Consider the following 23743-nt stretch of genomic DNA (forward strand, 5'->3'; position numbering starts at 1 on the left):
TGTTGATTCCCGTGCTTCCCGGGCTTCCCGGTCGGCCGATTCGTACTGGATCGCGTGCATGATCGTGATGCCATGCCGTCGCTGGGCACGATGTGACGAGTGCCTCGTGTTCGTCCTCGAACCGGACCGGATGGGAACGTGCACGATCCTCGCGAGCCTTGTCAGTGCGGTTCCACGGTGGTGGCCATGTTTGCGTCCGCCCGGAGCGTACGGCGTGCCGCTGTCATCAGGTCGGGCCCGACTTCGGTCAGTGAGGCGCCGTGAGCAGTATCGGGTTCGTCCTCCGGTCCGGCGAGTCAGTCGATCGCAAGAGGGCCTAGGAGCGCGCGGATGTGCCCTTCGATTCGAGCCCGGATGTCGAACTGTGGCCCCTGCATCCATTGCAGTTGTAGCCCTTCCCAGGCTGCCAGGAGGAGGTGTGCTGTGGTCTCGGCGTCGAGGTCCGGCGGCACTCTGCCAGCGGTTTGTAGTCGGCGGATGTCGGTGGTGATGATCTCGATCGAGCGGGCCCAGCGTTGCTGGAAGAACTCATTCGCCGGATGGTCCGGGTCAGCGGCGGCACCGGCGAGTTCGTTGTAGAGACGGGCGTAGTTGGTGCGCCGGACGCCGATCTCCGCCCGGCTGCCCATGTCGGCAATCGCCCCTGCCTCGGCACCCGGTGCTCGGACGTTCTCGTCGTCATGCTGCTTCAGGGCAGCGATGAGCAGGCTCTCCTTGGTGGGGAAGTGGTAGTAGACGGTCGGTTCGCTGGTCTCGGCGAGTTCGGCGATCTCGGCGACGACCACGTTGCGGTGGCCCTTCTCGCGGACGAGGCGGAGGGCGGCTTCGCTCAGCGCGCTTCGGCGGTGGTCCGACTTGGCGTACGGGCCTCTCTTGCGCGACATGGGTCTCCTCGTCGTCATCGGTTGATCATCAGGCGATCCAATGTTAAGTTCATCGCGCCAAAGTTATAGACGACTCAGAATTGGGTTGGTGGGAGGCGCGCTGATGCCCGAGGGGATTGACCGGTGCCGGCTCGTTCGGAGGCACAATCCGGTGCTGACCTCCTGGCATCCTGCCGATGTGTTGACGGTGGGGAACGGCGACATCGCGCTCACGGTCGACGTGTCCGGTCTCCAGACCTTCCCGCGGTTCCACGAGTTGGTTCCGGATCCGTACCGGGTTGCGGGTGACGGGCTGGCCGGACTGCCTGAGCAGCGCCGCCGGCGTTTCGACGCCGATGAGTTCCAGATTCCGCTCCGGACCCAATCAACCTGGGGCTGGTACGAGACCGAACCGGCCTGCCCGTTCCGGTTGGTGGGAGCGGAAACTCTGTACGAGACCGGACGAGGCGTGGTTCCGTACCTCGACCGGATGGGCATCCAGCGCGCCGGCGATCCGATCGCGCCCGAGTTCGCCGAGGGAGCGTGGTTCCACTTCAACCCGCGCCGGGCTCACCTGGGACGGCTGGCGCTGGTCAGACCCGACGGGACCGGCCCCGCTGACCCGTCGGCCTTGCGTGAGCTCCGCACCGAGCTGGACCTGTGGACCGGGTGTGTCACCGCCGAGTACGTCCTCGACGGTGCCCGGGTACGGGTGATCACGGTCGCCGATCCGCATGATCATCGGTTCGCGACGCGGGTCGAGTCCGACCTGCTGGCCCGTGGGTGGGGCATCGCCTGGGTGTTCGACGACCAGCCGGATGATCATGCACCGTTCGAGCTTCCGCTCGCGGTGCGGACCACCTGGGATCGGCGCACATCTCGCCACTGGAGCGCGTCACGATGGCTCGGCACGGCGGGCTATGGCGTCGACCTGACCACGACCGGCTCGTTGAGCCACGACGGGGCGGGCGTCGTGGCACGCACGAGCAGCGTCGCTCTCGAGGTCGTGGTGATCTTGGCGCCGGACGATGCACTGGCGCTCGGCGAGCGTGACTTCACAGCCGTCCGTACCGCGGCCGCGGACTGGTGGGCCGGGTTCTGGAGGGACGGTGCCGCGATCAGCCTGGAGCGGAGCATCGACCGCCGGGCCGAAGAACTCGAGCGCCGCATCGTGCTCTCGCAGTACCTGACCGCCGTCAACTGCGCGGGTACGACACCGCCCGCGGAGTCGGGTCTGACCTACAACACCTGGTCCGGGAAGTTCCACCTCGAGATGCACTGGTGGCATGCGGCCCAATTTCCGCTCTGGGGTCGCGGGCACCTGCTCGAGCGCAGCATCGGCTGGTACCACGGTGCGCTGGCGGCTGCGGAGGCCACGGCTCGTCGGCAGGGTTACGGTGGGGCGCGGTGGCCGAAGCAGACCGATCCGTCGGCCCGCGAGTCGCCGAGCCACATCGGCGTGTTCCTGATCTGGCAGCAGCCGCACATCATCTACCTGCTCGAACTCCTGCGCCGAGAGGGACGGGCGGAATCGTTCCTGCGGGATCACTATCCGCTGATCGAGGCTACCGCCGAGTTCATGATCACGTTCGTCGAGGAACGCGACGGTTCGTTCGTTCTGCCGCCACCGCTCATCCCTGCCCAGGAGAGCTACCTGGTTGATCGGGCGACGAACACCAACCCGACCTTCGAACTCGCTTACTGGGCCTGGGCGCTCCGGATCGCGAACGACTGGCGCAGCCGGCTCGGCCTCGATCCGAGCGAGGCCTGGGATCGGGTGGCCCGGAACCTGGCCCGGCCGACCCTGCTGGCCGACGGCACCTACGCCGCCGTAGAAACGCCGCCCCAGCTTGTACGCCAGGACCACCCGTCGATGTTGATGGCCATGGGCTGGCTGCCCGACACCGAGCTCGTCGATCCGTCGTGCATGGCGGCGACGCTCGATGCCGTCTGGGACCGCTGGGACCTCCAGACCAGTTGGGGTTGGGACTACCCGGTGATGGCGATGACGGCGGCTCGGCTCGGCGATCTCGGCCGGGCGGTGGACGCGTTGCTGCTGCCGTCGCCGAAGAACGTCTTCCTGCCTAACGGGCACAACCCGCAGCTGCCCGGGTTCCTGTCCATCTACCTGCCCGCCAACGGCGGGCTCCTGGCCGCCGCGGCCCACCTGGTCGCGGCCGTCGATCAGGGCGCCGAACTTCCCGAGGGGTGGGTTCTGACGGCGGAGGGATTCGACCTGCTGCCCAGTCGGCCGGACCAGGTCACGACGACGTGACCGACCGCGAGAGGAAGGAGACCCGACACCAGTGATCGGACCGCATCCCGTCGTGGATGCCCGACGGCCGGCAACGGCCGGACACCGCAAGTTTCCAAGGCTTTCAAAGGTGAGGACCATGCATCACAACCCCACAGCTCCCCGCGTTCGCCGCCGCACGTTCGTTGCGGCACTCTCGCTGTCGATCACCGCTGCTCCCATTCTGTCCAGCTGCTCGTCCGGCAACGAGCCGCCCGCGAATCCGGGCGAGGTCGAACTGACGTTCATGAACCAGTCCCGCGGCCAGGAAGCCGCGCTGAAGCAGTTGGCGGAGCAGTACACCGGCGAGACCGGCGTCAAGATCATCATCGACTCGCCCGGCCCCGCCGACTATCTGCCGAAGCTGCAGGCCAAGGCGCAGTCCAAGTCGATGCCGGACATCTACTCATCGTTCGCGGCCACGGACATGGCACCCTTCTACCGCGCCGGCTGGGCGATGGACCTCACCGGCGAGCTCGATGCCGGGTGGAGCAAGAACTTCAGCCCGGCGGTGATCACGATGTCGAAGTTCGAGGACGGCAACAATCTCGACGTCAAGCCCGGCATCTACACCGTGCACTGGGAGACCCAGACCTACGGATTCCTGGTGAATCCCGCGAAGGCCGGCTTCGACGCCGAGCACGCGCCGAAGACCCTGAGCGCGTTCGTCGCCGCTCTGGCCGGGAAGGGCAGGTTCAGCGTCGCCGCGTCCTTGACACCGCAGCTGCTGCAGGGGGTGGCCTCGAACTGGCTGACCGACGACCAGATCGCGGCGACCTTCAACGGTCAGGCGCCATGGGCGCAGGACGGCTGGCGCAACGCCTTCCAGCTCCTGGTCGATCTCAAGGAAGCCGGCGCTATCGCCAACGACGCACTGCCCGGCGGCCAGGACGACAACCCGAACGTCGAGACGTCGTTCTTCACCCAGGCGATGGGCGTGATCTTCGATGCGTCACCGGGAATCTCGGTGGGCCTGCGAACCAATCCGGAGTTCGAGGACTACTTCTCCACCGGACTGCCTGTCGCCGACGATGCGACCCAGCCGGTCCGTTCGCCCGGCGTTCCGGGGAAGGGCGCGGTGATCAACCCGCGCGGCAAGTACGCAAAGGAAGCGCTGGCCTTCGTCAAGTGGCTCACGGAGTCCAAGCAGCAGGCGACGTTTGCCGAGGTTGCCCGGATCCTGCCGACCAACCCCGAACTGCTCGCCAGCGGTGACGTGCCCGGACAGCTCGCGGGATTCGCCGAGGGTGTGTCGGCGATGCAGCTGATGTCGACGACGTTCACGACGGACGTGAAGACGGCGGTCGTCGCCGAGGCACAGCGGGTTGTGTTGGGCGAGGCCACCCCCGACGAGGCCCTCGCCAACATCCAGGCGGCTCAGGACCGCTCGGCATGATCACCCAGCCGGTTCGGGTCGCCGGGGGAGGTCCAACGTCACGGGCGGCTCGTGGGTCCATGACCGTACGGCGCAATGTCATCGGGTGGCTGTTCCTGGCTCCCGCGGTCGGCCTGATCGGGCTCTTCACGATCACGCCGTTCATCCAGGCGATCCTGCTGAGCTTTCAATCCTGGGACGGCGTCAGCGCGGACGCGCCGTGGGTGGGCCTGGAGAACTACGCGTTCATCGCCGGCGATCGGGTGTTCTGGGCATCGATGCGCAATGTGCTGTTCTTCGGGATCGTCGGGTTCGTCGCCGGGAACGGCATCGCCCTCGGCATGGCCCTGGCGGTCAACAGCATCACGCGGGGCAGGACGCTGTTTCGTACCGTCTTCTATCTGCCGGGCGTGCTCTCGGTGGTCGTCGTCGGCCTGCTGTTCTCCTTTCTGCTCGCGCCGGGCGCCGGCGTCGTGAACCGGCTGCTCCAGGCCGTCGGCCTGGGCGGACTGCAGCAGAACTGGCTCGGCGATCCGGCCGTCGCGCTGCCCGCGGTCGCCGCCGTGTTCGTCTGGTTCCACTGGGGCTTCGGGTTCCTCCTGTTCCTGGCGGGACTTCAGGACGTGCCGAAGGAGCTGTACGAGGCCGCCGCGCTCGACGGCACCAACGCCTGGCAACGCTTCCGTCACATCACCTGGCCCCAGTTGGCGCCGGTGACGTCGATCGTCAGCCTGCTCACGTTGCTGGCCGCGCTCCAGATCTTCGGCACCGTGCAGGTGCTCACCAACGGAGGTCCCGGCTACCACACCATGGTCCCGACGTTGGCGATCTTCAACGAGGCCTTCGTGAACTGGCGCTACGGCAGCGCCGCCGCAATGTCGGTGATCTTCGGAGGAGCACTCGTCCTGCTCTCGGTCGTTCAGCTCGCGATCACCGGGTGGAGGTCTCGATCATGACCACCGTCTCGGACCGCACCATGATCAGGTCGACGACGAACCCCGACGCCCGGCCGCGCCGACGATGGCCTCGGCCGGGCCTGATCGGCCGGTACGGGCTGCTGATCATCGCGGCGCTCACGGCGGTGTTCCCGTTGCTCTGGATGCTCTCCGGGTCGCTGCAGAGCCTGACCGAGCTGCTGTCGAATCAGAGCTTCCTGCCCAGCGATCCGCAATGGGGGAACTACGTCACAGCCTGGGTGCAGGGCGATCTCGGCAGTTACCTGCGTAACAGTGTGATCTACACCGGCTGTGCCGTGGCCGGGATCCTCCTGGTCGCCAGCCTCGCCGGTTATGCCCTGGCGCGGCTGGAGTTCGCCGGCAAGGCCGCGTTCACCGTCGTGATCCTCGTGGTCATGATCATTCCTGCACCGGCGATGTTCCTGGCGCAGTACAAGCTGCTCGTGTCGCTCGGCCTGACGAACAGTCCGGTCGGCTACGTTCTGATCCTGATCACGTCCGGCGTCCCGATGTCGGCCTTGATCATGCGGAGCTTCTTCGTCAGTCAGCCGCGCGACCTGGAGGAGGCGGCCGCGCTGGACGGCGCCGGTCCGCTGCGGATCTTCTGGAGCGTCATCCTGCCGCTGGCCCGGCCCGGACTCGCGGCGGTGGCCGTGATCCAAGGGCTCGGCGCCTGGAACGAGTACCTGATGGCGTTGGTCATCTTCGACGACAACTCGCTGATGCCGATCCAACGGGGCCTGACCGCGTTCACCTCGGCCGAAACGCCGCAACAGCCGATCCTCCTTGCCGCCACGACGATCGCGATCATCCCGGTGATCATCTTCTACCTCGCGGCCCAGCGGCACATCGTCCAGGGCATCGGGGTCGGCGCGATCAAGTAGGGGTTCTAGTGTCGCGCGTCCTTTGTTCCTTGCCAGTTGGCGACGCCCAGGCACGCACCTCGCGGCGTTCTCCTCAGGCGATATATGACCCGATATGTCTTCCTCGTCGGCCTTGCGATGCACGCACCTGGACGCCGCCACCTGACAAGGAACAAAGGACGCACGACACTAGATCGTTTCGCCGGCGTCGGCGAGCAGGGTGCTTCCGGTCATGATCATGGACAGATCACTGGCACAGAACAGGACGACCCTGGCGATGTCGTCCGGTGTGCCAAGGCGGCCGATCAGGCTGGGCTTGACGAACGAGGCCATCGCCGCGGGGTCGACGCCGTTGGCCGCCGCAGCGGCCAGGTTCCCTTCGGTGGGGACGAAGGTGGGTGCGACGCCGAGCACCCGGATGCCCCGTGGGCCGAACTCCAGCGCCAGCTGCCGGGTCAGGCCGCGCACGGCGTGCTTGGAGCCGACGTAGGCGGACAGTCCTGGTGCCTGCCCGCGGAAGCCGGCGGTGGAGATCACGTTGACGATCACGCCGCCGTCGGTCATCCGGCGGGCCGCTTCGCGGGAACCGGTGAAGACGCCTCGGGTGTTGACCGCGAACACCTGGTCCCACGTTTCCTCCGGCAGGTCGAGGGCCGGCAGGCTCGGGAAGATCCCGGCGTTGTTGACCCAGACGTCGAGCCCGCCGAGTTCGGCGACGGCCGCGTCCGCGCACGCGGCGACGGACCCGGCGTCGGTCACGTCGAGACGGGTCGCGGTCACGGTGGCGGCTTCGTGGATCGACTCGAGGTCGGCGGCCGCGGTTCGGGCCAGGTCACCGTCGAGGTCCGCGATCATGACCCGGGCACCCGCCTCGACGAGACGCCGTGCGATCGCCTTGCCGAGGCCGCGGGCGCCACCGGTGATGACGGCGCTGCGGCTATCGAGGGAGATCAACTCCGACAACGAGCGAGCCGAGACGTCGGGCAGGGGATAGGGCACAGGTGCCGTCCTTTCGATCTTGGTCAGGTCGATCTTGGTCAGGCGGGCGCGGAGCAGGCGTGGCGGCCGGGGCCGACCCGCACCGGCTGGGCGCCGGGGAGTTCGAGCACCGCGCCGGCTCCGGACGGGACCTCGACGTCGAGGTGCAGCCGGCCGGCTTCGGTACGCCAGGCGACGTCGATCCGGCCGCGAGGGGTGTCGAGCGTGCCCTGGGCCCAGCCGATCTTCGGATGCGGTACGGGAGCCACGCGGAACGACTCCCAGCCCGCCGAATCGTCGGCCTGGCGCAGTCCGAGCGTGTGACTGTGCAGGAACCGGACGACCGCGCCCTTGCTGTAGTGATTGAGCGAATCGTGGGCGTCACCTCCTGCGTCGATGCCGTCCCAGTCCTCCCAGATCGTCGTGGCGCCCTGGTCGATCATGCCGAGCCAGGACGGCGACGTGCGCTGGAACAGCAGGGCGTAGGCGGTGCCGGCGTGGCCGGTGTCGGCGAGCACGGGCAGCAGGTCGGCGGTGGAGAGGAAGCCCGTCGCGAGGTGGTCGTCGGCGCCGCGGATGAGTTCGACGAGCCGGCTCGCGGCGGCGGGTCGAAGATCATCGGGGATCAGGTCGAAGGCGAGGGCGCGGACGTAGGCGGCCTGGCTGTCGGTGGCGGTGCGGCCGGTCGAGGCGGCGAGGAACTCGGTGCGCCACGCTTCGAGCACCTGTCCGGCGAGCCCGCGGTAGCGCTCGGCCTCGCCGGCGCGGCCGAGGAGTTCGGCGATCCGGGCCATCGTCGAGATGGTGCGGTGGAGGTAGGCGGTCCCGACCTCTCCCTTGTCGGCGAGGAACCAGCCCTTCGGGTCGGCCTTCAGCGGGTCGATCGGGGTGCCGTCGGCGGCCCGCTCCCTCGGCTCGCACCATTCGCCCCAGTGGAAGGAGCCGTCCCAGAGGAACTGCTCGTGCGGCTGCGGTTCGGCCGATCGCTGGACGCGGGACGGGTGCCGGGCGGTGCGGGCTGTGGCCAGCGCCCACTCGGTCCACCGCACCATGGCCGGCCAGTTCTCGGCGAGGACCTCCCGGTCGCGGTAGGCCAGGTACAGCTGCCACGGGACGTGGACGATCGCATCGCCCCAGCCGGCGGACCCGGTCATCATCGCGAGCTGGTCGTCGGGGTTGAGCTTGATCCGCCGACCGTCGGGGGAGAAGTTGGCGATCCGGCCGTCGTCGAGTTGATCATCGCGGACCGACCGGAGCCACTTGCGGCTGAAACCGAGCACGTCGTACAGCCTGGTGGCAGTCGAGATGAACACCTGGTAGTCGCCGGTCCAGCCGAGCCGTTCCCGGGTCGGGCAGTCGGTGGGGACGTCGACGGCGTTGCCGCGGAAGCTCCACCGGGCCGCGTCCCACAGGCGCACCAGGTCGGCGTCACTGCAGACGAACGTGCCGGTCGGTTCGAGGGCGGAGTGAACGACGTGCATGGTCAGGCTCGCCGGGTCGACGGGTGCGTCGCGGGTCAGCCGGGCGTAGCGGAACCCGTGCACGGTGTGCCGCGGTTCGAACGTCCCATCGGCGCCGTCCGAGACCACCTCGTCGCGTTGGACGAACGGGCTCGGCGGCGCGCCCGGATAGACGGCGTCCAGGTGCGAGGTCTGCAGATCGCCGTCCGGTCCGCGGTGCTCGCCGTAATCGATCATCGTCCGGGTGCCGGCCGGGCCGAGGTCGGACAGCGAGATCCAGCCGGACGCGTTCTGGCCGAAGTCGGCCAGCCACAGGCCGTCGCGGACCTGCTCGAATCCCTGCACCGGAAGGGATTCGACCCGGCGGGCCGGTGGTGCCGGTGACCAGTCGATCGGTGGTGGGGCGACCCGGTCGATGAGCACCGGCGTGGCCTGTTCGGGGGCGGCGAGCAGGTCGGTGGTCTGGCCGTCCATCAGGTCGGCCCGGACGATCGCGGAGCGGGTGCTGGTCCAGCTCTCGTCGGTACGGATGATCAAGGTCTCGCCGTCGGCGAAGCCGAGGTGCAGTTCGGCCCGGGCGGCGAGGACATCGCCCCAACCGGCCGGCTGGCGGAACGCGCCGACCTGGCCGCGGTACCACCCGTCGGAGAGCAGTAGCTCCAGGCGATTGCCGCCGGCGCGCAGGCTGTCGGTGACGTCGTAGGCCTGCGCGTACAGGGTCCGGTCGTAGGAAGTGGAGCCCGGGGTGAGTTCGGCGGTCCCGGCCCGTTCGCCGTTGACGTACGCCTCGTACACGCCGAGCGCGGTCGCATAGAGACGGGCCGATTCGGGAAGCTCGGCGAGCTCGAACTCGGCCGCCAAGCTATAGGCCGGGCGCCGGCCCGGGCCGGGATCGGCGGGCTCGGCGGGGGAGATCCAGCGCGCCGTCCAGTCTGCGTCGAACAGGCCCGCCTCGAAGCGGCTCCAGTCCGACCAGGCCGAAGCCGTGTCGCCGTCCTGGATGCGCACCCGCCATGCCGCCCGCTGCCGGCTGCGCAACACAGGCCACGGCCAAGGCAGCAGGTCGTGCTCGGACGTCTCGAGCGTGACCGGGCGCAGCGGTGTCCCGTCGAGTTTCGCCTGCAGCGTGCAGCCGGTCTGGTGCGCGCCGTCCGGCAGCCGCCAGCTCAGTCTCGGCGCGGCAGAGCCGGTGACCGGGAACTCGTCGCCACCGCTGTCGATCCGCAACCGGGTCGGCCCGGTGATCATGATCAACCCTCCTGCGCCGGCAGCCGGTTGCGCCGGGCGACGCCGCCGAGCCAGGCCAGACTGGGTTTCGGCGTCCGGACGAACGTCTCCCGGTCGACGGCGACCAGGCCGAAGGTCGGCTTCCAATGGCCCCACTCGTAGTTGTCCAGCAGGCTCCAGTGCAGGTAGCCGCGGACGTCCACGCCATCGGCGATGGTGTCGGCGAGCCCGGCCAGAGCCTCGCTGGTGTAGGCGATCCGGCGGGAGTCGTCGGCCGTCGCGATCCCGTTCTCGGTGATCATGATCGGCAGCCCGGTCACCTCGGCGGTGTGCCGGACGGCCATCGCCAGCGCGTCCGGACGGTAGGCAGTGCCGACCAGCGTGTTGTCGGGATGGGCCGGGTACGGCTCGATGCCGTCGGCGCCGACCCACTGGCTGGAGTAGGCCTGGACACCGACGAAGTCGTCGCCCGCCGAGCCGGCCAGGTACTGGTCCTCCCAGATCCACTGGAGTTCCGTGAGCTTGGCCTCCCCGCTCGGCCGGGCGGCGAAGGCCCGGTTCGCGACGGTCCAGCCGACCTTGCTGTTGATCTTGGCCCGGATGATCTTGCGGGCCGCGCGGTGAGCGGCGATCAGCCGATCGCCGATCTCGGGGTCCGGCGGTGGCAGCGCAGGCCGCGGCCGGTCGTCGACCGTCGGGCTCTGCCAGTCCTCGGTCGTGGCCCGGGTCGCGGCCCGGGCCATCGCGGTCATGATCGACAGCATGTTCGGCTCGTTCATCGTGACGACCCACTCGACGCCGTCGAGGATCTGGCAGGCAGCCTCGACATAGGCGCCGAACCGTTCGGCGGCGTCGTCGGCGAGCCAGCCGCCGGCCTCGGCGAACCAGCGCGGGTTGGTGAAGTGGTGCAGCGTGATCACCGGGCTCAGCCCGAGCTCGATCGCGGAGTCGATCATGCGCCGGTAGTGCGCCAGCTCGGCGTTCGAGAAGCGCCCCCCGACCGGCTCGATCCGGGCCCACTCGATGCCGAAGCGATACGCGTTCAGTCCCGCGTCGGCCAGCAGCCGCAGATCCTCGCCCCACCGGTGATAGCTGTCGCAGGCGTCACCGCTGCGCTCCATCCCCGGAACGCGTCCCTCGTTGGCCCAGAAGTCGGAGTTGACGTTGTTGCCCTCGATCTGGTGCGGAGCCGTCGAGGCGCCCCACAGAAAGCCCTCAGGAAATGTCGAGGTCATGACGGGGTCCTCTCGATGCTGTTGAGTTCGCGGTTCAGCGCCACGACCTGTTCGGTACGGATCGTGTCGCCGGCGTGCCTGATCAGCGACGCGACCGTCATCCGGTCGACGATCGCCTGCAGGCCCTCGGGCAGCTGCACGTCCTTGGCGACGTCACCGGTCCGGGCGGCGGCGGCGTCCAGCAGCAGCTGGACCAGTGCGCGACCCTCGGGGGACCGCTTGATGTCGGCCAGCGTGTCGTGGATCGAGTAGTAGCCGTCCGGGCTGTCCAGCTCCGCGTCGAACCAGTTGGTGAGACCTCCGGCAGCGATCGCGTAGTCGGGGTTTGGCTGCTCGACCCGGCGGATGATCATGGAATCGGTCAGGTCGCCGCTCCGCGCGACGATCCGGTGCTCGCCGGTGATCGGCGCACTGAACCGGAACACGCGGCTCCCGGTCTGCCTCTCGACCAGCCGGTCGTCGCACCACAGTTCGACCTCGGGCCGGTTGGCGTAGACCGTCACCTCGGTGGTGTCCTCCGGGCGGTCGGCGTACCGGCTGCCGCAGAGGTGCACGAACGGCTCGTCGGACCAGGCGGCCTTGTAGAGGTAGAAGGCGTCCTTCTTGATCTTCCGGTCGAACGTGACCAGGCCCTTCTGGTTGCGGCCGGGCCAGCCGCCCTCCTCGCGGCCGTCGGCGCCGAAGTCGGCGAAGTTCCAGACATGGGTGGCCCACAGGTACGGGCTCGCGTCGATCAACTGGAGCAGATGCTCGTGGTAGCGGGCCTGATACTGCTCGGTGTAGTCGCCGCAGATCGGCGTGCCAGTCTGGAACTGGACGTTCGCGTCGGCGCCGTACTCGGACAGCCCGATCGGGACGCCGGGATGGGCCGCCCGGAAGTCGGCGAACCAGCGGTCGTTGTCCTCCAGCTCGCCCAGGTACCAACCGTAGTAGAGGTTGTAGCTGCACACGTCCGGTACCGTCATCAGCGGATCGTCGGTCTCCAGGATGAACGCGTGGGCCATCACGGTGGGCCGGGTCGGGTCGAGCCGATGAGCAAGATCATTCAGCTCGCGGTGAAAGGCCAGCGACTGCTCGCTGGTGCCGCCGATCGTGATCTCGTTCGACAGGCCCCAGCAGACGATGCTCGGGTGGTGCCGGTTCTGGATGATCAACTCGGTCAGTTGATCGGTGGCGTTCCGGGTGCCGTCCGGCAGGAAGCTGGTGATCTGCGGGATCTCTGCCCAGACGACGAGGCCGGCGTGATCGCACAGGTCGTAGAAATATTGATCATGTTGATAGTGGGCGAGCCGGACGGTGCTGGCGCCGAGCTCGGTGAGCAGGGCGAGGTCGGTCTCCATCTGCTCGGGCGTTACGGCGTTGCCGACGCCCTCCCAGTCCTGATGGCGCGAGACGCCGCGCAACGGGTAGGGCTCGCCGTTGAGCAGGAAACCGCGGTCAGGATCGATCGCGAACTCCCGGCAGCCGAACCGCAGCCGAACCCGGTCGACCGGGTCGTCGCCGTCCAGCAGTTCGGCGGTCGCCAGGTAGCGGTACGGATCCCGGCGGCCGTGCCAGCGCCGTACCTCGGGAATCTCGATCATGGTCTCGGCCGCACCGTCGGTGACCGGGACGGTCCGGGATTCGACGCCGTCGATCGCGAACCGGACCGTGGACCCGCCGGTCACCTCGGCCCGGATCAGCACCTGGGCGCGGTCGCCGGCCAGCTGCGGCGTGATGACCAGGCCGGGGCCGCCATGATCATCGAGCCGGAAGTGGGCCGGTGGAACCTTGATCAGGTTCACGTCTCGGTAGAGGCCGCCGTAGAACGTGAAGTCCGCGCGCTGCGGATAGATCCGGTCGTTCGCCGCATTGTCGACGATCACGAGCAGCGTGTTGTCCTCGCGCAGGGCGCCGGTGAGGTCGACCCGGAACGTGGAATAACCGCCGTCGTGGCGGCCCAGTTCGGTTCCGTTCAGGTGGACCTCGGCCGAGGAGTTCGCGCCCCGGAATTCCAGCCAGGTCTCGCCGGCCTCGGGTGCAGTCCCGAACCGCTTCGCGTACGTGCTGCGTCCCCGCCGGTAGTCGTTCCCGCCATCCTGGCCGTCGACCGCGTTCCAGGTGTGCGGCAGCGTGACCGGCTCGCCGGCCGTCGGCAACTCGTCCCAGCGGGTCGCCGCTGGCAGTTCCTCGGCGAAGAAGATCCAGTCGTCGTTGAACCCTTCGACGGTACGGCTACCGGCTCGGTCACGCATCGCACTCCCTTGATCACGATTGGTTCGAGGTTCCGGACGATAACCACGCGAGAGCGCCGCATGGTAGAAGAATGCGGGCAGGAGCAGAATGAATCCAGCGGATCAAGGAGGTTCCGATGGGGCATGAGGCGTCGACCCTGGAGATCGGGACGTCGTTCCTGCGGACGATGTTGGGCTGCCCGGTCGAGGTGACGGACGATCCGCACGGGACCCTGCCCGAGTTCGAAACCGCGAACTGCTTCGATCCCGCGCTCCAGCCGGCGTTCACCGCCGCGTTCCTGGCCGACCACGTCTCCGGGCTCGAGCACCGGACGGTCCACGAGGTGCTGGAGCCGCTCGGGCTCGCGGTGACCCTGTTCCGGCTTGACGACGGGCTCGTCGTCGTCGGCCCGTACGCCGCCGACGCGCTGCGGGCCGGGGAGGCCGAGACGCTGTTGGGCCGGCTCCGCATCCCGAGCGCGTACCTGCAACCGTTCAAGCTCTACCGGGCGCGCTTCGCGATCGTCGACTCCGAGTACGTGATGCGTGCCGCGAAATCCCTGCTGGCCCTGGACGGCCGGGCCGGGGACGGAGTCGTCTTCGAACGGGTCACGGTCGCCGCCACCCCCATCGCCGCAGGTGCGGGAGACCGTCCGCAGTCCGCGCCGCTGGACGCGGTCAACGAGCGCTATGCCCTGGAGCAGGACTACCTCCGGGCCGTCACCGAGGGGAACGAGCGGGCGGCGCTCGCCGCGCTGCGGAAGATGGGCAGCATCCGGACGCCGCCCAGCTACCTCAACACCCCATACCTGGGCGCGACCATCCTGCGCATCCTGACCAGGGTGGCGGCCCAGCAGAGCGGCCTGCCGCCGGTCACGATCGACGCCATCTCGCAGACGTACGCACAGCGGCTGCACCGCAGTGGGCACACCCTCGATCCCAAGATCACCCTGGAGATGAACGCGGCGATGATCGGCGAGTTCTGCCGGCAGATCAAGCGCTACCGGATGCGGCCCTACTCGAGGCTGGTCCGCCAGGCCGTCGAGGAGATCGAGCTGCACCTCAGCCACAACGTCTCGCCCCGCGAACTGGCCGGCCGGCTGCAAGTCTCGGAGTCGCACCTGGCCCGGCGGTTCAAGGCCGAGACCGGGCACACGATCTCCGAGTACCTCGCCCGGGAGCGGGCCGCCCGGGCCGCCCACCTGCTGGCGACCACAAACCAGCCGGTCCGCGATATCGCCGCCTACGTCGGCTACCTGGACGCGAACTACTTCGTGAAGGTGTTCAAGTCGATCTACGACGCCACGCCGACCGCCTATCGCGCCGAACACGCGCTGTGATCCGCTAGACGGCCGCGGTGGTGGTGGCGGTGGCTTCCGATCTCAGCAGCGCGGCCTTCTTGTCCGCGATCCGGCGTTGGACGTTGATCATCTCCGTCCGGCTCAGCCGGTAGCCGGGCATCACGATCAGGGTGACGATCCAGCCGAGCACCGGGATCACGAAGAACAAGATCACGGTCACCAGCAGGATCGGCGTGGTCGGGGCGTCGGTCGGCTGCGGCATGGTGGCCGAGTAGCCGATCAGCGCCACCGCGCCGAGGGCGATCGTCGCGCCGAGGGAGGAGATCAACTGATCGATGAAGTTGTACGTGGCCGTCACCACGCCCGGCAGGTACTTGCCCGAACGGTCCAGCTCGTGGTCGACGATGTCGGCCCGCATCGCCCCGACCGCCGTGGTGATGCACATCTTGGAACCGTTGAGCAGCAGCGTGAGCCCGAAGAACGCGATCGTCAGCGGGAGGCTGACCAGGACCGAGCGCAGGTCGACGACCAGGCAGATCGCGATCAGCGGCACCGACAGCCCGATGCAGACCCAGGTCCAGATGATCATGGCGGCCCGGCCGCCGCGCCGGCCGGTGTGGCGGGCACCGAGGATCGCGAACGCGATCGACGGCAGCATCGTCACCAGTCCCATGATCGTTCCCAGCTGCATATTGCCGATCAGGATCCCGTACAGCATCGTCGTCACCACCGCTTGGGAACCGACCTGCTGGGCGAGCTTGTCGGCCACCGCGGCGACGGTGTAGCGCTGGAACGGCCCGTTCCTCCGCAGGAATCGCCACATGTCCTTGACCGACACGTCCCCGTCCGTGTCCTTGGCCGAGAGGTGCCGGAAGTTCTCCGGCTTGTCGGCGTGCGAGACACCGATCACGGCCAGGATCTGGAGAATCAGCGAGGCGGCCAGGAAGACCAGCGCCGTCTCGCGCAGCATCGGGATGCTGAACTGGTTGCCGTACTTCGGCAAGATCATGACGGTCGAGATCAAGGTGAAGATCGTCGGCACCAGGTAGGCGTAGATCGTGGCCCAGACCTGGATCGCCGGGCGCTGCCGCGGGTCGTTGGTCATCACCGGGCCCATCATGTTGGCGGCGATGTCGTTGGTCGACGAACCGACGATGTAGATCACGTACATCACGACGAAGAACACCGGACCAAGATCACGATCCGATCCCCAGACGAACAGCAGCAGCACGGCCAGCGACCGGATCAGCCAGCCCAGCAGCATGAAGAACCGCAACTTCCCGCTGCGCAGGTTCAGCTTGTCGATCACCAGGGCCAGCAGCGGATCGATGACGCCGTCGAGTACCCGGGTTCCGGTCAGGATGAAGCCGGCCGCCGCGACCGCGATCCCGTATCCCGCGTTCTGCAGGTAGCTCATCAGGCCGACCAGGACGTAGAAGATCATCGCCGAGCCGTTGTTCAGTTGCGAGAGCGCGATGTGCCACGTCCTCGCCCGTCGATAGTCCACGCCGTCGACTTCGCTCGCGGTGAGCTTTCGCGTCCTTGCCATAGTGGTTCAATCTCCTTTGAATGAACGGATTACCCCAAACGGTTGCCCGACCCTAGATCCGGCCGCGCCGCGCCGGTTAGGACTGATTCGGCTTCCCTAGTACGGATCGTGCGCGGCTCACGGCACCAGGTCCTCGATGTTCAGTCGGGTATCGCCAAGGCGTGCGAAGCCGTGACTCTTGGGCAGCCCGTCGGAGGCCGGCTCGAACAGCAGCCGGGCCGGGGCAGGGCCGACGAGGCCGGACCAGGTCGCGCGCAGTCGCAACTCGCCAGTCCGGTCGCCGGTCGACTCCAGGTCGGCTTCGTAGACCGTCTCCTCGGTGAACGAGCTGCGGACTCGCTCGAAGCCGTTCAGGAACGTACGGCCGTCATCGCTGAAGTCGACGTAGCGGGAGCTGGTCAAGCCCGCGCGTCCGGTGCTGAGATCGCCGGGCTGCCGCTCGTGCTCCAGATAGCCCGAGTGCCGGCCGGCGATCCGTCCGGCGACCGGTCCGGCCGGACGCCGCAGGACCTCCTCCGCGGCGGCGCCGCCGATCGCGTACGGAATGTCGGCCGGAGTCGTCCGGACCGGCACCGGCGCGGCCGGTCGATGATCAAGAAGCTCGGCCTTGCGGACCCGGATGTCGCGGTAGCGACCGGGCCGGTCGCTACCGCGCAGCGTCTCCAGCCAGAGGATCCGCCGGCCGTCGGGATGCCACGACATCGGCGACACGTAGACCCAGGACTGCTCCGGGTCGTGCAACGGCACGCCCTGATAGCCCGGCTCACAGCGGGAGCGGGCGAGGTCGATCAGGACCGGCCCGATATTGCCTTCACGGAACTGCCGGACGCCGGTCACCGTGTAGGCGTAGACGATCCAGGCCAGCGCCATCCCGGTCAGCCCCGCGTACGGACGCGGCAGCAGACCGAGGATCGCGGGGTCGGTGCTGTTCGAGGCGCGGGAGGTCATCACCACGCCGAGCCGCTCGTCCGGGGACAGGATCGTGGTCTCGTCGTAGCCGGGGTTCCTGGTGATCGGCTCGAGCGCCTCGGCGGCCAGGTCCTGGATGACCGAGTCCGGCAGTATGCCGTCGCCGGCGCCGACCGCCGAGATCGCCGTCCCGCCCCGGACGAACTGCTTCACCTCGCCGCCGCGCATCGGGCGCGTGATCAGATAGCCGTCCCGCTCCGGGTCCGGCACCAGGTCGTCGACGGTGCTGATGATCTTGGGATCCTCGATGACGTAATGATCATCGGCGCGGCGCAGCCGACCGATCGCCACGTCGGCGCCCAGGTCGGCCCGCAGCATCGTCCAGGCGAGGTGATCGTCGTCGGGGGAGATGATGATCTCCGACCAGTGGTGTGTGATCAGCGGGTTGTCCGCCAGCCCCCACGGGTAGCGGACCTTGATCAGCTTCGCTTCCGTACCGGTGTCGAGGTCCGGGCTGCACTCGAGCACGTAGTCGCCCAGCAGCACCCGGCGGTTGTCCCGGAACACCATGTGGCGGATGCCGTTGGCCTTGGCGGCTTGGGGAATCGGGCCGGAGAAGATGGGGCGGAATCCGGTGCCGTCGTCGTTGACCACGGCGGCGTGATAGACGTCCGCCGCGGCCGGTTCCGCGTCGGTGCGGTAGAGCACGAACACGCTTCCGGAGAAGGTGTACGTGGCCGTGGCGTCACGTGCCTCGGCCGGAAGGGGGACCTCGGTCAGCTCGATGCGCCCGAACTCGTCGGAGTTGATCGTCATGCCGGGCGACCGTAGTGCCGCCGCTTCCGTACCGGATAGAAGCGATTCGCGGTCGATAGCGTTCTACCCGCATCGAATCCGTTCTAGGCAAACGGTGCCGGCGCGGCTAGCGTGATCAGTCCTCAGTCCATTGATCAAGGAGACCCGGCATGATCATCTCCGGCAAGGTGTTCGTCGTGACCGGCGGCGGGAGCGGTATCGGGCGCGAGATCGTGCTGCAGCTGCTGGAACGAGGAGCCCGGGTCGCGGCCGTGGATCTCAGCCAGGACCGCCTGACCGAGACCGTGACCCTGGCCGGACCGGCCGCCGCCCGGCTGACCACCCACGCGGTCGACGTGACTGACGCCGACGCGGTTCGGCACCTCCCGGACGCGGTGACCGACGCCCACGGAGCGGTCGACGGACTGCTCAACGTGGCCGGCATCATCCAGCGGTTCGTTCCGTTCGACCAGCTGGACGAGTCCGACCTCCAGCGGGTGTTCGCGGTGAACTTCTGGGGCGTCGTGACCATGATCCGGGCCTTCCTGCCCCGGTTGCGGGAACGCCCGCAGGCGGCGCTGGTGAACGTTTCCAGCATGGGCGGCTTCGTCCCGGTGCCGGGCCAGACCGCCTACGGGGCGTCCAAGGCCGCGGTGAAGCTGCTCACCGAGGGCCTGCATGCCGAACTCCGCGGCACCGCGGTGCGGGTCACCGTCGTATTTCCCGGCGCGGTGGCGACCAGCATCACCGAGAACAGCGGCGTACGGATCCCCACGGCGCCGGGTGCCGACGATGCCGTCGCGGCCAACGTGCTGGCGCCCGCTACGGCGGCCCGGCAGATCATCGCCGCCATGGCGAAGGGCAGCTACCGCGTCCTCGTCGGACGAGACGCGAAGGTCATGGACCTGCTCACCCGGCTGGTCCCGGAGCGGGCGATGACCATGATCGCCCGCCGGATGGCCGGGCTCCTTCAGAGTCCGCAATCATCGTGACCTGATCTTCTCGAGGACCCGCCGGCTGCAGGATCATTCGTGGCCGGCGAGGCGGCGCGTGCGGACGCACCGTTCGGAGTCCCGGGATTTGTGACTGGGCTGGGGATTCCGTCCGTTGACATCACGGGATCAGGACTTTACGGTTGTCGTTAATTAGGAGCGCGTTCGTCCGAAATTTCGCGTCGAAAGTTGCACCGATGAGTGAACATCTCGTGGTCAGTCGAAGAACAACCCTCCAGGCCGCCGTCGGGCTGTCGCTCGGAGCCGTCGCCGGCTGCAGCACTGGCGCTCCGGCCGAGAATCCGCCGGGCCGGCGGACCGCGGTGCCGTTACCGACCTACCGTCCGTATGCCGGGGTGAAGCCCGACCTGGAGCCGTCCGCCGCCGGCGTCATGGCGGGCTTCCTCAGCTACCCGCGCCGGCAGGTTCCGATGCACGACCGGGCTCCGGCGACCAGCGGCAGCCTGCTCGCGATGTCGCGGACCGACGGGTCCGCGCCACCACCGCTCCCAAACAACCGCTACTGGCAGGATCTGAACCGCAGGCTCGGCCTCGAGCTGCGGGTCAACCTCACGCCGCCGTCCGATTACGCCAGCAAGTTCGCGACCGTCGTCGCCGGGAACGACCTACCCGACCTCGCGATGGCGATGCCCGGATCGGTCCCGAGGTTCCCGGACCTGCTGGCGGCACGGTTCGCCGACCTCAGCGACCTGTTGTCCGGCGACGCCGTAGCCGACTACCCGGCGCTGGCGAACATCCCGTCGCACAGCTGGCAGGGCGCGATCTTCGACGGACGGATCTACGGGATCCCGATTCACCGCGGAGTGGTCGGCAGCCTGATGCTGTGCCGATCGGACCTGTTCCGCAGCCTCGACCGGCCGATCGAGGCGGCCGACGCTGACGCGTTCGTCGAGCTGTGCCGCGGGTTGACGGACGCCAGAAACGGCCGCTGGGCGCTCGGCGATCCGCTCACGACGGCGACCTTCGCGCTGGAGCTGTTCGACGGCCCGAACCGGTGGCAGGAACAGGGCGGTTCCTTCGTGAGCGTGTACGAGTCACCGGCGATGAAGGAGGCGCTCGAGTTCGTCGGCCGGCTGTGGCGGGAAGGGCTGATCCATCCGGACGGTTTCACGGCCGGCGAGAACGTGAACACCTGGCTGATGTCCGGCGCGATCGCGATGAGCTACAACAGCTACAACGCCTGGCAGGGCCTGGCGCGCGAAGCCATGGCGACCGATCCGTCGATCATCTTCGACGTGCTCGACACACCCGGGGCCGAGGGCGGATCGGTACGGAAGTTCCTGTCCGCCGGGGTCTTCAGTCTGACCGTCTTCAAGAAGTCGGAGCCGGCCCGGCTGGCGGAACTGCTCCGCATCGCGGACTGGCTGGCGTCGCCGTTCGGCACCGAGGAGTACCTCTTCGTCCGGTACGGCATCGAAGGGCACAACTTCACCTGGGAGGACGCCGAACCCGTCTCGACCAAGGCCGGGATGGACGAACGGCGGGTACCGGCGTCCTACCTCGCCGCCGCGCCGGCGGTCCTCTATCTGCCCGGTCTCCCGGACGACACCCGGCGGGCACACGCATACCAGGAACGGACCGTGCCGAACGGCAAGCAGGACCCGACGCTCGGGCTGTTCTCGAACGCCGCCTCGGAGCGCGGCGGCGCGCTCGAACGGGACCTCCTGGCGCTGCAGGCGGAGATCATCAAGGGTGATGCGCCGGTCACAGACTGGGACGCGGGGGTAGCGCGCTGGCGGAGCGGGGGCGGCGACGAGATCCGCGCCGAGTACGAACAGGCGTTCGCGAAGGCCGCCGGACGATGACCACCGGACCCGGCGCCCGGTTCGGCCGGCGGGCCATGATCGGCATCTCCGCGGGCACCGCCCTCGCCGCGGCGGGGCTGCACCCGGCGGCCGCGGTTGTGCCGGAATCGGCGACCCGGGCCGCGTTCGACGCCGCGGACCAGGCATTCAACGACGGCTGGGGCGTGGCTGACGCGACGAACGAGCAGGGTCTCTACTCCTGGCAGGAGTCGGCCGTACTCAAGGCGTATGTGCTGATGTACCGCGCCCACCGGGACCGGCACTTTCTCGACAAGTTCATCGCCCACGGAGATCTCGTTCTGGCCAACCGGGACTCCGACCGCGGCGTCACCGACTACCGCGGCAGGTCGCTGCCGGCCTGGCGCAACTTCAAGGTCACCGTCGATCCGGCGTCCACGTCGATGCTGATCGGCGTCGACACCGGCAACATCACCTACGGCATGACCATGTTCGCCCGAACGATCATGGTCGACCCCGCGCTGCGCTTCGTCAAGCGGTACGCCGACGCGGCGAGACGATTCCGCGACGCCGCCGTGCGGGCGGTTGCGGTGCACGATGCCGAGTTCAGGAATCTCGGCGAGGGCAGCGGTTCGTACACCTTCACCAAGGGCTCTCCGTACGTCGTCGACGGGATCGAGTACCCGACCAACATGGACCTGGCGATCGGCGCGACCGTGCTCAGCCTGTGGCAGCTCACCGGTGACGTGGTCTACCGTGACCGGGCCAAGCGCCTGGCTGCGCACTGGCGGCAGGACTGGACGCGGCTCGCCGATGGCGCGGTCGTCTGGCCCCATCAGCACAAGGACTCCTGGGCCTACCGCGGTTGGACCGAGGCCGATGGGGTGTCGGTGAACATGCCTTCGTACAACCCGAACACGCGGGTCGAGGATCTCGGCCACGGGCAGCTGTGCATCGAGTTCGCTGAATTGGCCCATCGGTCGGGGTTGTACCGACGAGACGACCTGGTCCGGCTGGCCCGGACCCTGACCCGACACGCCATGACGGAGGACTCGGCCGGCGATCTCACCGTTCACGAGCGGATCGACGGTTCCCGGGCGGACGCCGGCCAGGTCAAGCAGGAACTTTACGCCGGTGGTTGGCTGCCGCTGGATCCGTACGCGGAAGACGCGTTGCAACCGCGGATAGGCGACCTGCTGGACCAGAACCTCGACCAGAACGCGCCCGGCCTCGTGTCGGTCCGGATGCTGGCGATGGCGTACGCGAACTTCGCCCGGACCGGCCGGGCGGTGTCCGACTACTCGTGATCTTGGGGGTGCTGGCCATGAAACGCGTCTGGACCATGCTTGCTCTGGCCGTTCTCGTCGTGACCACCTTCGCCGGCGGGGCCGTGACGGCCCGGGCCGCCACCGCCATCACGTACGGTCCGGAACGACTGACCGGCATTCCGGCCATCGGCACCGTTATGGTCCACCAGATCGATGCGATCAGCCTGGCGATGCAGGTCGGCCAGACCGCCTACGTCTACTCGGAGATGTGGGCCTCCTCGGCCGAGCAGATCACCCTGGTCGACAACGAGGTGAACTGCTCCGGCGCCGGCGTGAGCAACGTCGTCATGGGCGAGAACATCGACCAGGCCGGCAGCCCGAACACCGATCGGGTCAGGATCTCGATCGTGACGCAGTTCCTGGTGTCCGCCACCACCACCGGTACGCTGACCTGCCGGCTGTACTACCGCGGCCACTCGCTCAGCCCGACGGGTTCGGCGCTGACCCTGGAAGGCGAGTTCAGGTTCGAGGACCCGTCCGTGGGCGAGGATGCGAGCGGCGCGGCGATGCAGCGTTCGTTGCCGTACGGCAACATCCCGGTGACCGACCGCGTCTACACGCCGATCCTGGACGCGACGCTCACCTCGAGCCAGACACAGGTCGATGTGATTGCCGGAATGGAATTCATGTCGTGCGACCCCGGGTCCTGCGCACACTCGTCGACCAGGTCGGATGCGCGATTCACCCTGTTCGTCAACCAGATGAACGGTGACACAGTGTGCCGGTCGGCGACGCCGGCCCAACTCCCAGTGTCGGTGACCCGACAGACCCATCACAAGGCGGTCCTTCTCCACGCCAAGCTCAGCCTTGCGCCGGGGTGTCGGCGGCTCTATGCCTACGTCAGAACGGAATACGTGGCCGGTCCGGCCGGGTCGATTCAGGGCGCCGCCGTCAATCTCCCCGACGCCGACGGGTCCGGATCCCACACCTCGGCCATGACCCACCTCTTCGCCCTTCCTCGTTGATCATGGTGCCGTGGCCGCGGACCGGTGCTGCGGGTCGGGGTGCGGCGTTGCCCGCCACCAGTGGACCGCCCGGCCGCGAAGACTACCGTTGCGGCAGTGGTCAGGACGCCGGCCAAGATCAGGTCCAGCGACTGAACCCAGCCGAACGAGTCCAACATCATCAGACTCAGCTGATCTTCAGCCGAACGAGCATCCATGATCATGCCCTTCCCTCTCAGGTCCCCGACGGGCCGAAACTGCCAGCCTCACTACTCTGACTGGCGTCGGGGCCGAAGCTCAGCCCCCGAGTCGTGAGCTCCGGCGCTGCCTCCGGGGTTCTCTGGTGTTCGCTCCCGTGATGGAGTTCTTGATCTTGACGTTGTCCCACCAGGGAGACCCGAACCGCATAGCTGTACAACAGAATCCCGATGATGATCATGGCGGCGGCAGTGAGAAGATAACGGGCGACGAACCAGGCCCCGGTCGGTTCCCGGCCAGCAGGAAGATCAACGGCACCAGGCCTTGGGGGAACAGGACGAGGGTGCCGACGGATCCCGTGATCAACATGGCGATCCGCTGTCGTCAGGTCAGCTGGCGCCGGAACTGCCAGCCGGGCACCGACCCGACGGGCGAGGTGGCCGTGCGTCCGCTTCAGAGGCCCCAGTGTCGCGCTCGTTC

Annotated in this window: 16 protein-coding genes; 9 read left to right on the forward strand and 7 right to left on the reverse strand. The window is 68.2% G+C overall.

Annotated elements, in window-relative coordinates; all coding sequences use genetic code 11:
- Positions 1-296 precede the first annotated feature (296 nt).
- On the reverse strand, positions 297-884 hold the full coding sequence (locus ACFQU4_RS03090; protein WP_377486785.1) for a TetR/AcrR family transcriptional regulator: 588 nt from the start codon (positions 882-884) through the stop codon (positions 297-299).
- 178 nt (positions 885-1062) lie between these two features.
- On the opposite strand from ACFQU4_RS03090, the gene ACFQU4_RS03095 reads away from it, so the two are divergent.
- Genes ACFQU4_RS03095 through ACFQU4_RS03110 form a run of 4 tightly spaced genes read left to right on the forward strand, consistent with a single transcriptional unit; the run spans position 1063 to position 6371 of the window.
- Positions 1063-3138, forward strand: coding sequence for a hypothetical protein (locus tag ACFQU4_RS03095; RefSeq protein WP_377486788.1), 2076 nt, complete (start codon positions 1063-1065; stop codon positions 3136-3138).
- 31 nt (positions 3139-3169) lie between these two features.
- On the forward strand, positions 3170-4552 hold the full coding sequence (locus ACFQU4_RS03100) for an ABC transporter substrate-binding protein (RefSeq protein WP_377486791.1): 1383 nt from the start codon (positions 3170-3172) through the stop codon (positions 4550-4552).
- A gap of 59 nt (positions 4553-4611) precedes the next feature.
- On the forward strand, positions 4612-5487 hold the full coding sequence (locus ACFQU4_RS03105) for a carbohydrate ABC transporter permease (protein ID WP_377486794.1): 876 nt from the start codon (positions 4612-4614) through the stop codon (positions 5485-5487).
- Positions 5484-6371, forward strand: a complete 888-nt coding sequence (locus tag ACFQU4_RS03110; RefSeq protein ID WP_377486796.1) for a carbohydrate ABC transporter permease — start codon at positions 5484-5486, stop codon at positions 6369-6371. Before ACFQU4_RS03105 ends, ACFQU4_RS03110 begins: the two co-directional genes overlap by 4 nt.
- A gap of 168 nt (positions 6372-6539) precedes the next feature.
- Here ACFQU4_RS03110 and ACFQU4_RS03115 read toward each other — a convergent pair whose 3' ends face one another.
- The 4 genes from ACFQU4_RS03115 to ACFQU4_RS03130 are packed head-to-tail and all read right to left on the reverse strand — an operon-like array spanning position 6540 to position 13484.
- Positions 6540-7349: an SDR family NAD(P)-dependent oxidoreductase gene (locus ACFQU4_RS03115; protein ID WP_377486798.1), complete on the reverse strand. Its 810-nt coding sequence runs from the start codon at positions 7347-7349 to the stop codon at positions 6540-6542.
- Between the two features lie 38 nt (positions 7350-7387).
- Positions 7388-10036, reverse strand: coding sequence for a family 78 glycoside hydrolase catalytic domain (locus ACFQU4_RS03120; RefSeq protein WP_377486801.1), 2649 nt, complete (start codon positions 10034-10036; stop codon positions 7388-7390).
- Between the two features lie 2 nt (positions 10037-10038).
- Positions 10039-11250 (reverse strand): glycoside hydrolase family 1 protein, encoded by a 1212-nt coding sequence (locus ACFQU4_RS03125; protein WP_377486803.1) that lies wholly within the window; start codon positions 11248-11250, stop codon positions 10039-10041.
- Positions 11247-13484, reverse strand: coding sequence for a glycoside hydrolase family 2 protein (locus ACFQU4_RS03130; protein ID WP_377486805.1), 2238 nt, complete (start codon positions 13482-13484; stop codon positions 11247-11249). Before ACFQU4_RS03130 ends, ACFQU4_RS03125 begins: the two co-directional genes overlap by 4 nt.
- A gap of 116 nt (positions 13485-13600) precedes the next feature.
- Here ACFQU4_RS03130 and ACFQU4_RS03135 point away from each other — a divergent pair, with 116 nt between their 5' ends.
- A complete protein-coding gene (locus ACFQU4_RS03135; protein WP_377486808.1) occupies positions 13601-14803 on the forward strand; it encodes a helix-turn-helix transcriptional regulator in 1203 nt (400 codons plus the stop codon).
- Between the two features lie 4 nt (positions 14804-14807).
- Here ACFQU4_RS03135 and ACFQU4_RS03140 read toward each other — a convergent pair whose 3' ends face one another.
- Both ACFQU4_RS03140 and ACFQU4_RS03145 read right to left on the reverse strand, forming a co-directional pair.
- Positions 14808-16313 (reverse strand): MFS transporter, encoded by a 1506-nt coding sequence (locus ACFQU4_RS03140; protein WP_377486811.1) that lies wholly within the window; start codon positions 16311-16313, stop codon positions 14808-14810.
- A gap of 117 nt (positions 16314-16430) precedes the next feature.
- Entirely contained in the window at positions 16431-18038 is a 1608-nt protein-coding gene (locus tag ACFQU4_RS03145) for a hypothetical protein (protein WP_377486814.1), read from the reverse strand.
- A gap of 149 nt (positions 18039-18187) precedes the next feature.
- On the opposite strand from ACFQU4_RS03145, the gene ACFQU4_RS03150 reads away from it, so the two are divergent.
- The 4 genes from ACFQU4_RS03150 to ACFQU4_RS03165 all read left to right on the forward strand — a co-directional run bounded on the left by ACFQU4_RS03150 (position 18188) and on the right by ACFQU4_RS03165 (position 23086).
- The gene (locus ACFQU4_RS03150) at positions 18188-19009 is read left to right on the forward strand and encodes an SDR family NAD(P)-dependent oxidoreductase (protein ID WP_377486816.1); all 822 of its coding nucleotides are present in this window, start codon (positions 18188-18190) and stop codon (positions 19007-19009) included.
- A gap of 197 nt (positions 19010-19206) precedes the next feature.
- Complete coding sequence (locus ACFQU4_RS03155) at positions 19207-20835, forward strand: extracellular solute-binding protein (protein WP_377486818.1); 1629 nt, start codon at positions 19207-19209, stop codon at positions 20833-20835.
- The gene (locus tag ACFQU4_RS03160) at positions 20832-22100 is read left to right on the forward strand and encodes a hypothetical protein (protein ID WP_377486820.1); all 1269 of its coding nucleotides are present in this window, start codon (positions 20832-20834) and stop codon (positions 22098-22100) included. Before ACFQU4_RS03155 ends, ACFQU4_RS03160 begins: the two co-directional genes overlap by 4 nt.
- Positions 22101-22117: 17 nt before the next feature.
- A complete protein-coding gene (locus ACFQU4_RS03165) occupies positions 22118-23086 on the forward strand; it encodes a hypothetical protein (RefSeq protein WP_377486823.1) in 969 nt (322 codons plus the stop codon).
- Positions 23087-23743: the final 657 nt, after the last annotated feature.

Origin of the sequence: Microlunatus sp. GCM10028923 (assembly GCF_042666975.1) — a bacterium.
Classification (GTDB): domain Bacteria; phylum Actinomycetota; class Actinomycetes; order Propionibacteriales; family Propionibacteriaceae; genus Microlunatus.

Excerpts from the sequence above, each read along its gene's own strand:
- ACFQU4_RS03125 (WP_377486803.1), bottom strand. The coding sequence starts at position 11,250 with ATGACCTCGACATTTCCTGAGGGCTTTCTGTGGGGCGCCTCGACGGCT.
- ACFQU4_RS03145 (WP_377486814.1), bottom strand. The coding sequence starts at position 18,038 with ATGACGATCAACTCCGACGAGTTCGGGCGCATCGAGCTGACCGAGGTC.
- ACFQU4_RS03150 (WP_377486816.1), top strand. The coding sequence starts at position 18,188 with ATGATCATCTCCGGCAAGGTGTTCGTCGTGACCGGCGGCGGGAGCGGT.
- ACFQU4_RS03155 (WP_377486818.1), top strand. The coding sequence starts at position 19,207 with ATGAGTGAACATCTCGTGGTCAGTCGAAGAACAACCCTCCAGGCCGCC.
- ACFQU4_RS03105 (WP_377486794.1), top strand. The coding sequence starts at position 4,612 with ATGACCGTACGGCGCAATGTCATCGGGTGGCTGTTCCTGGCTCCCGCG.
- ACFQU4_RS03120 (WP_377486801.1), bottom strand. The coding sequence starts at position 10,036 with ATGATCACCGGGCCGACCCGGTTGCGGATCGACAGCGGTGGCGACGAG.
- ACFQU4_RS03160 (WP_377486820.1), top strand. The coding sequence starts at position 20,832 with ATGACCACCGGACCCGGCGCCCGGTTCGGCCGGCGGGCCATGATCGGC.
- ACFQU4_RS03165 (WP_377486823.1), top strand. The coding sequence starts at position 22,118 with ATGAAACGCGTCTGGACCATGCTTGCTCTGGCCGTTCTCGTCGTGACC.
- ACFQU4_RS03135 (WP_377486808.1), top strand. The coding sequence starts at position 13,601 with ATGGGGCATGAGGCGTCGACCCTGGAGATCGGGACGTCGTTCCTGCGG.
- ACFQU4_RS03140 (WP_377486811.1), bottom strand. The coding sequence starts at position 16,313 with ATGGCAAGGACGCGAAAGCTCACCGCGAGCGAAGTCGACGGCGTGGAC.
- ACFQU4_RS03130 (WP_377486805.1), bottom strand. The coding sequence starts at position 13,484 with ATGCGTGACCGAGCCGGTAGCCGTACCGTCGAAGGGTTCAACGACGAC.
- ACFQU4_RS03110 (WP_377486796.1), top strand. The coding sequence starts at position 5,484 with ATGACCACCGTCTCGGACCGCACCATGATCAGGTCGACGACGAACCCC.
- ACFQU4_RS03090 (WP_377486785.1), bottom strand. The coding sequence starts at position 884 with ATGTCGCGCAAGAGAGGCCCGTACGCCAAGTCGGACCACCGCCGAAGC.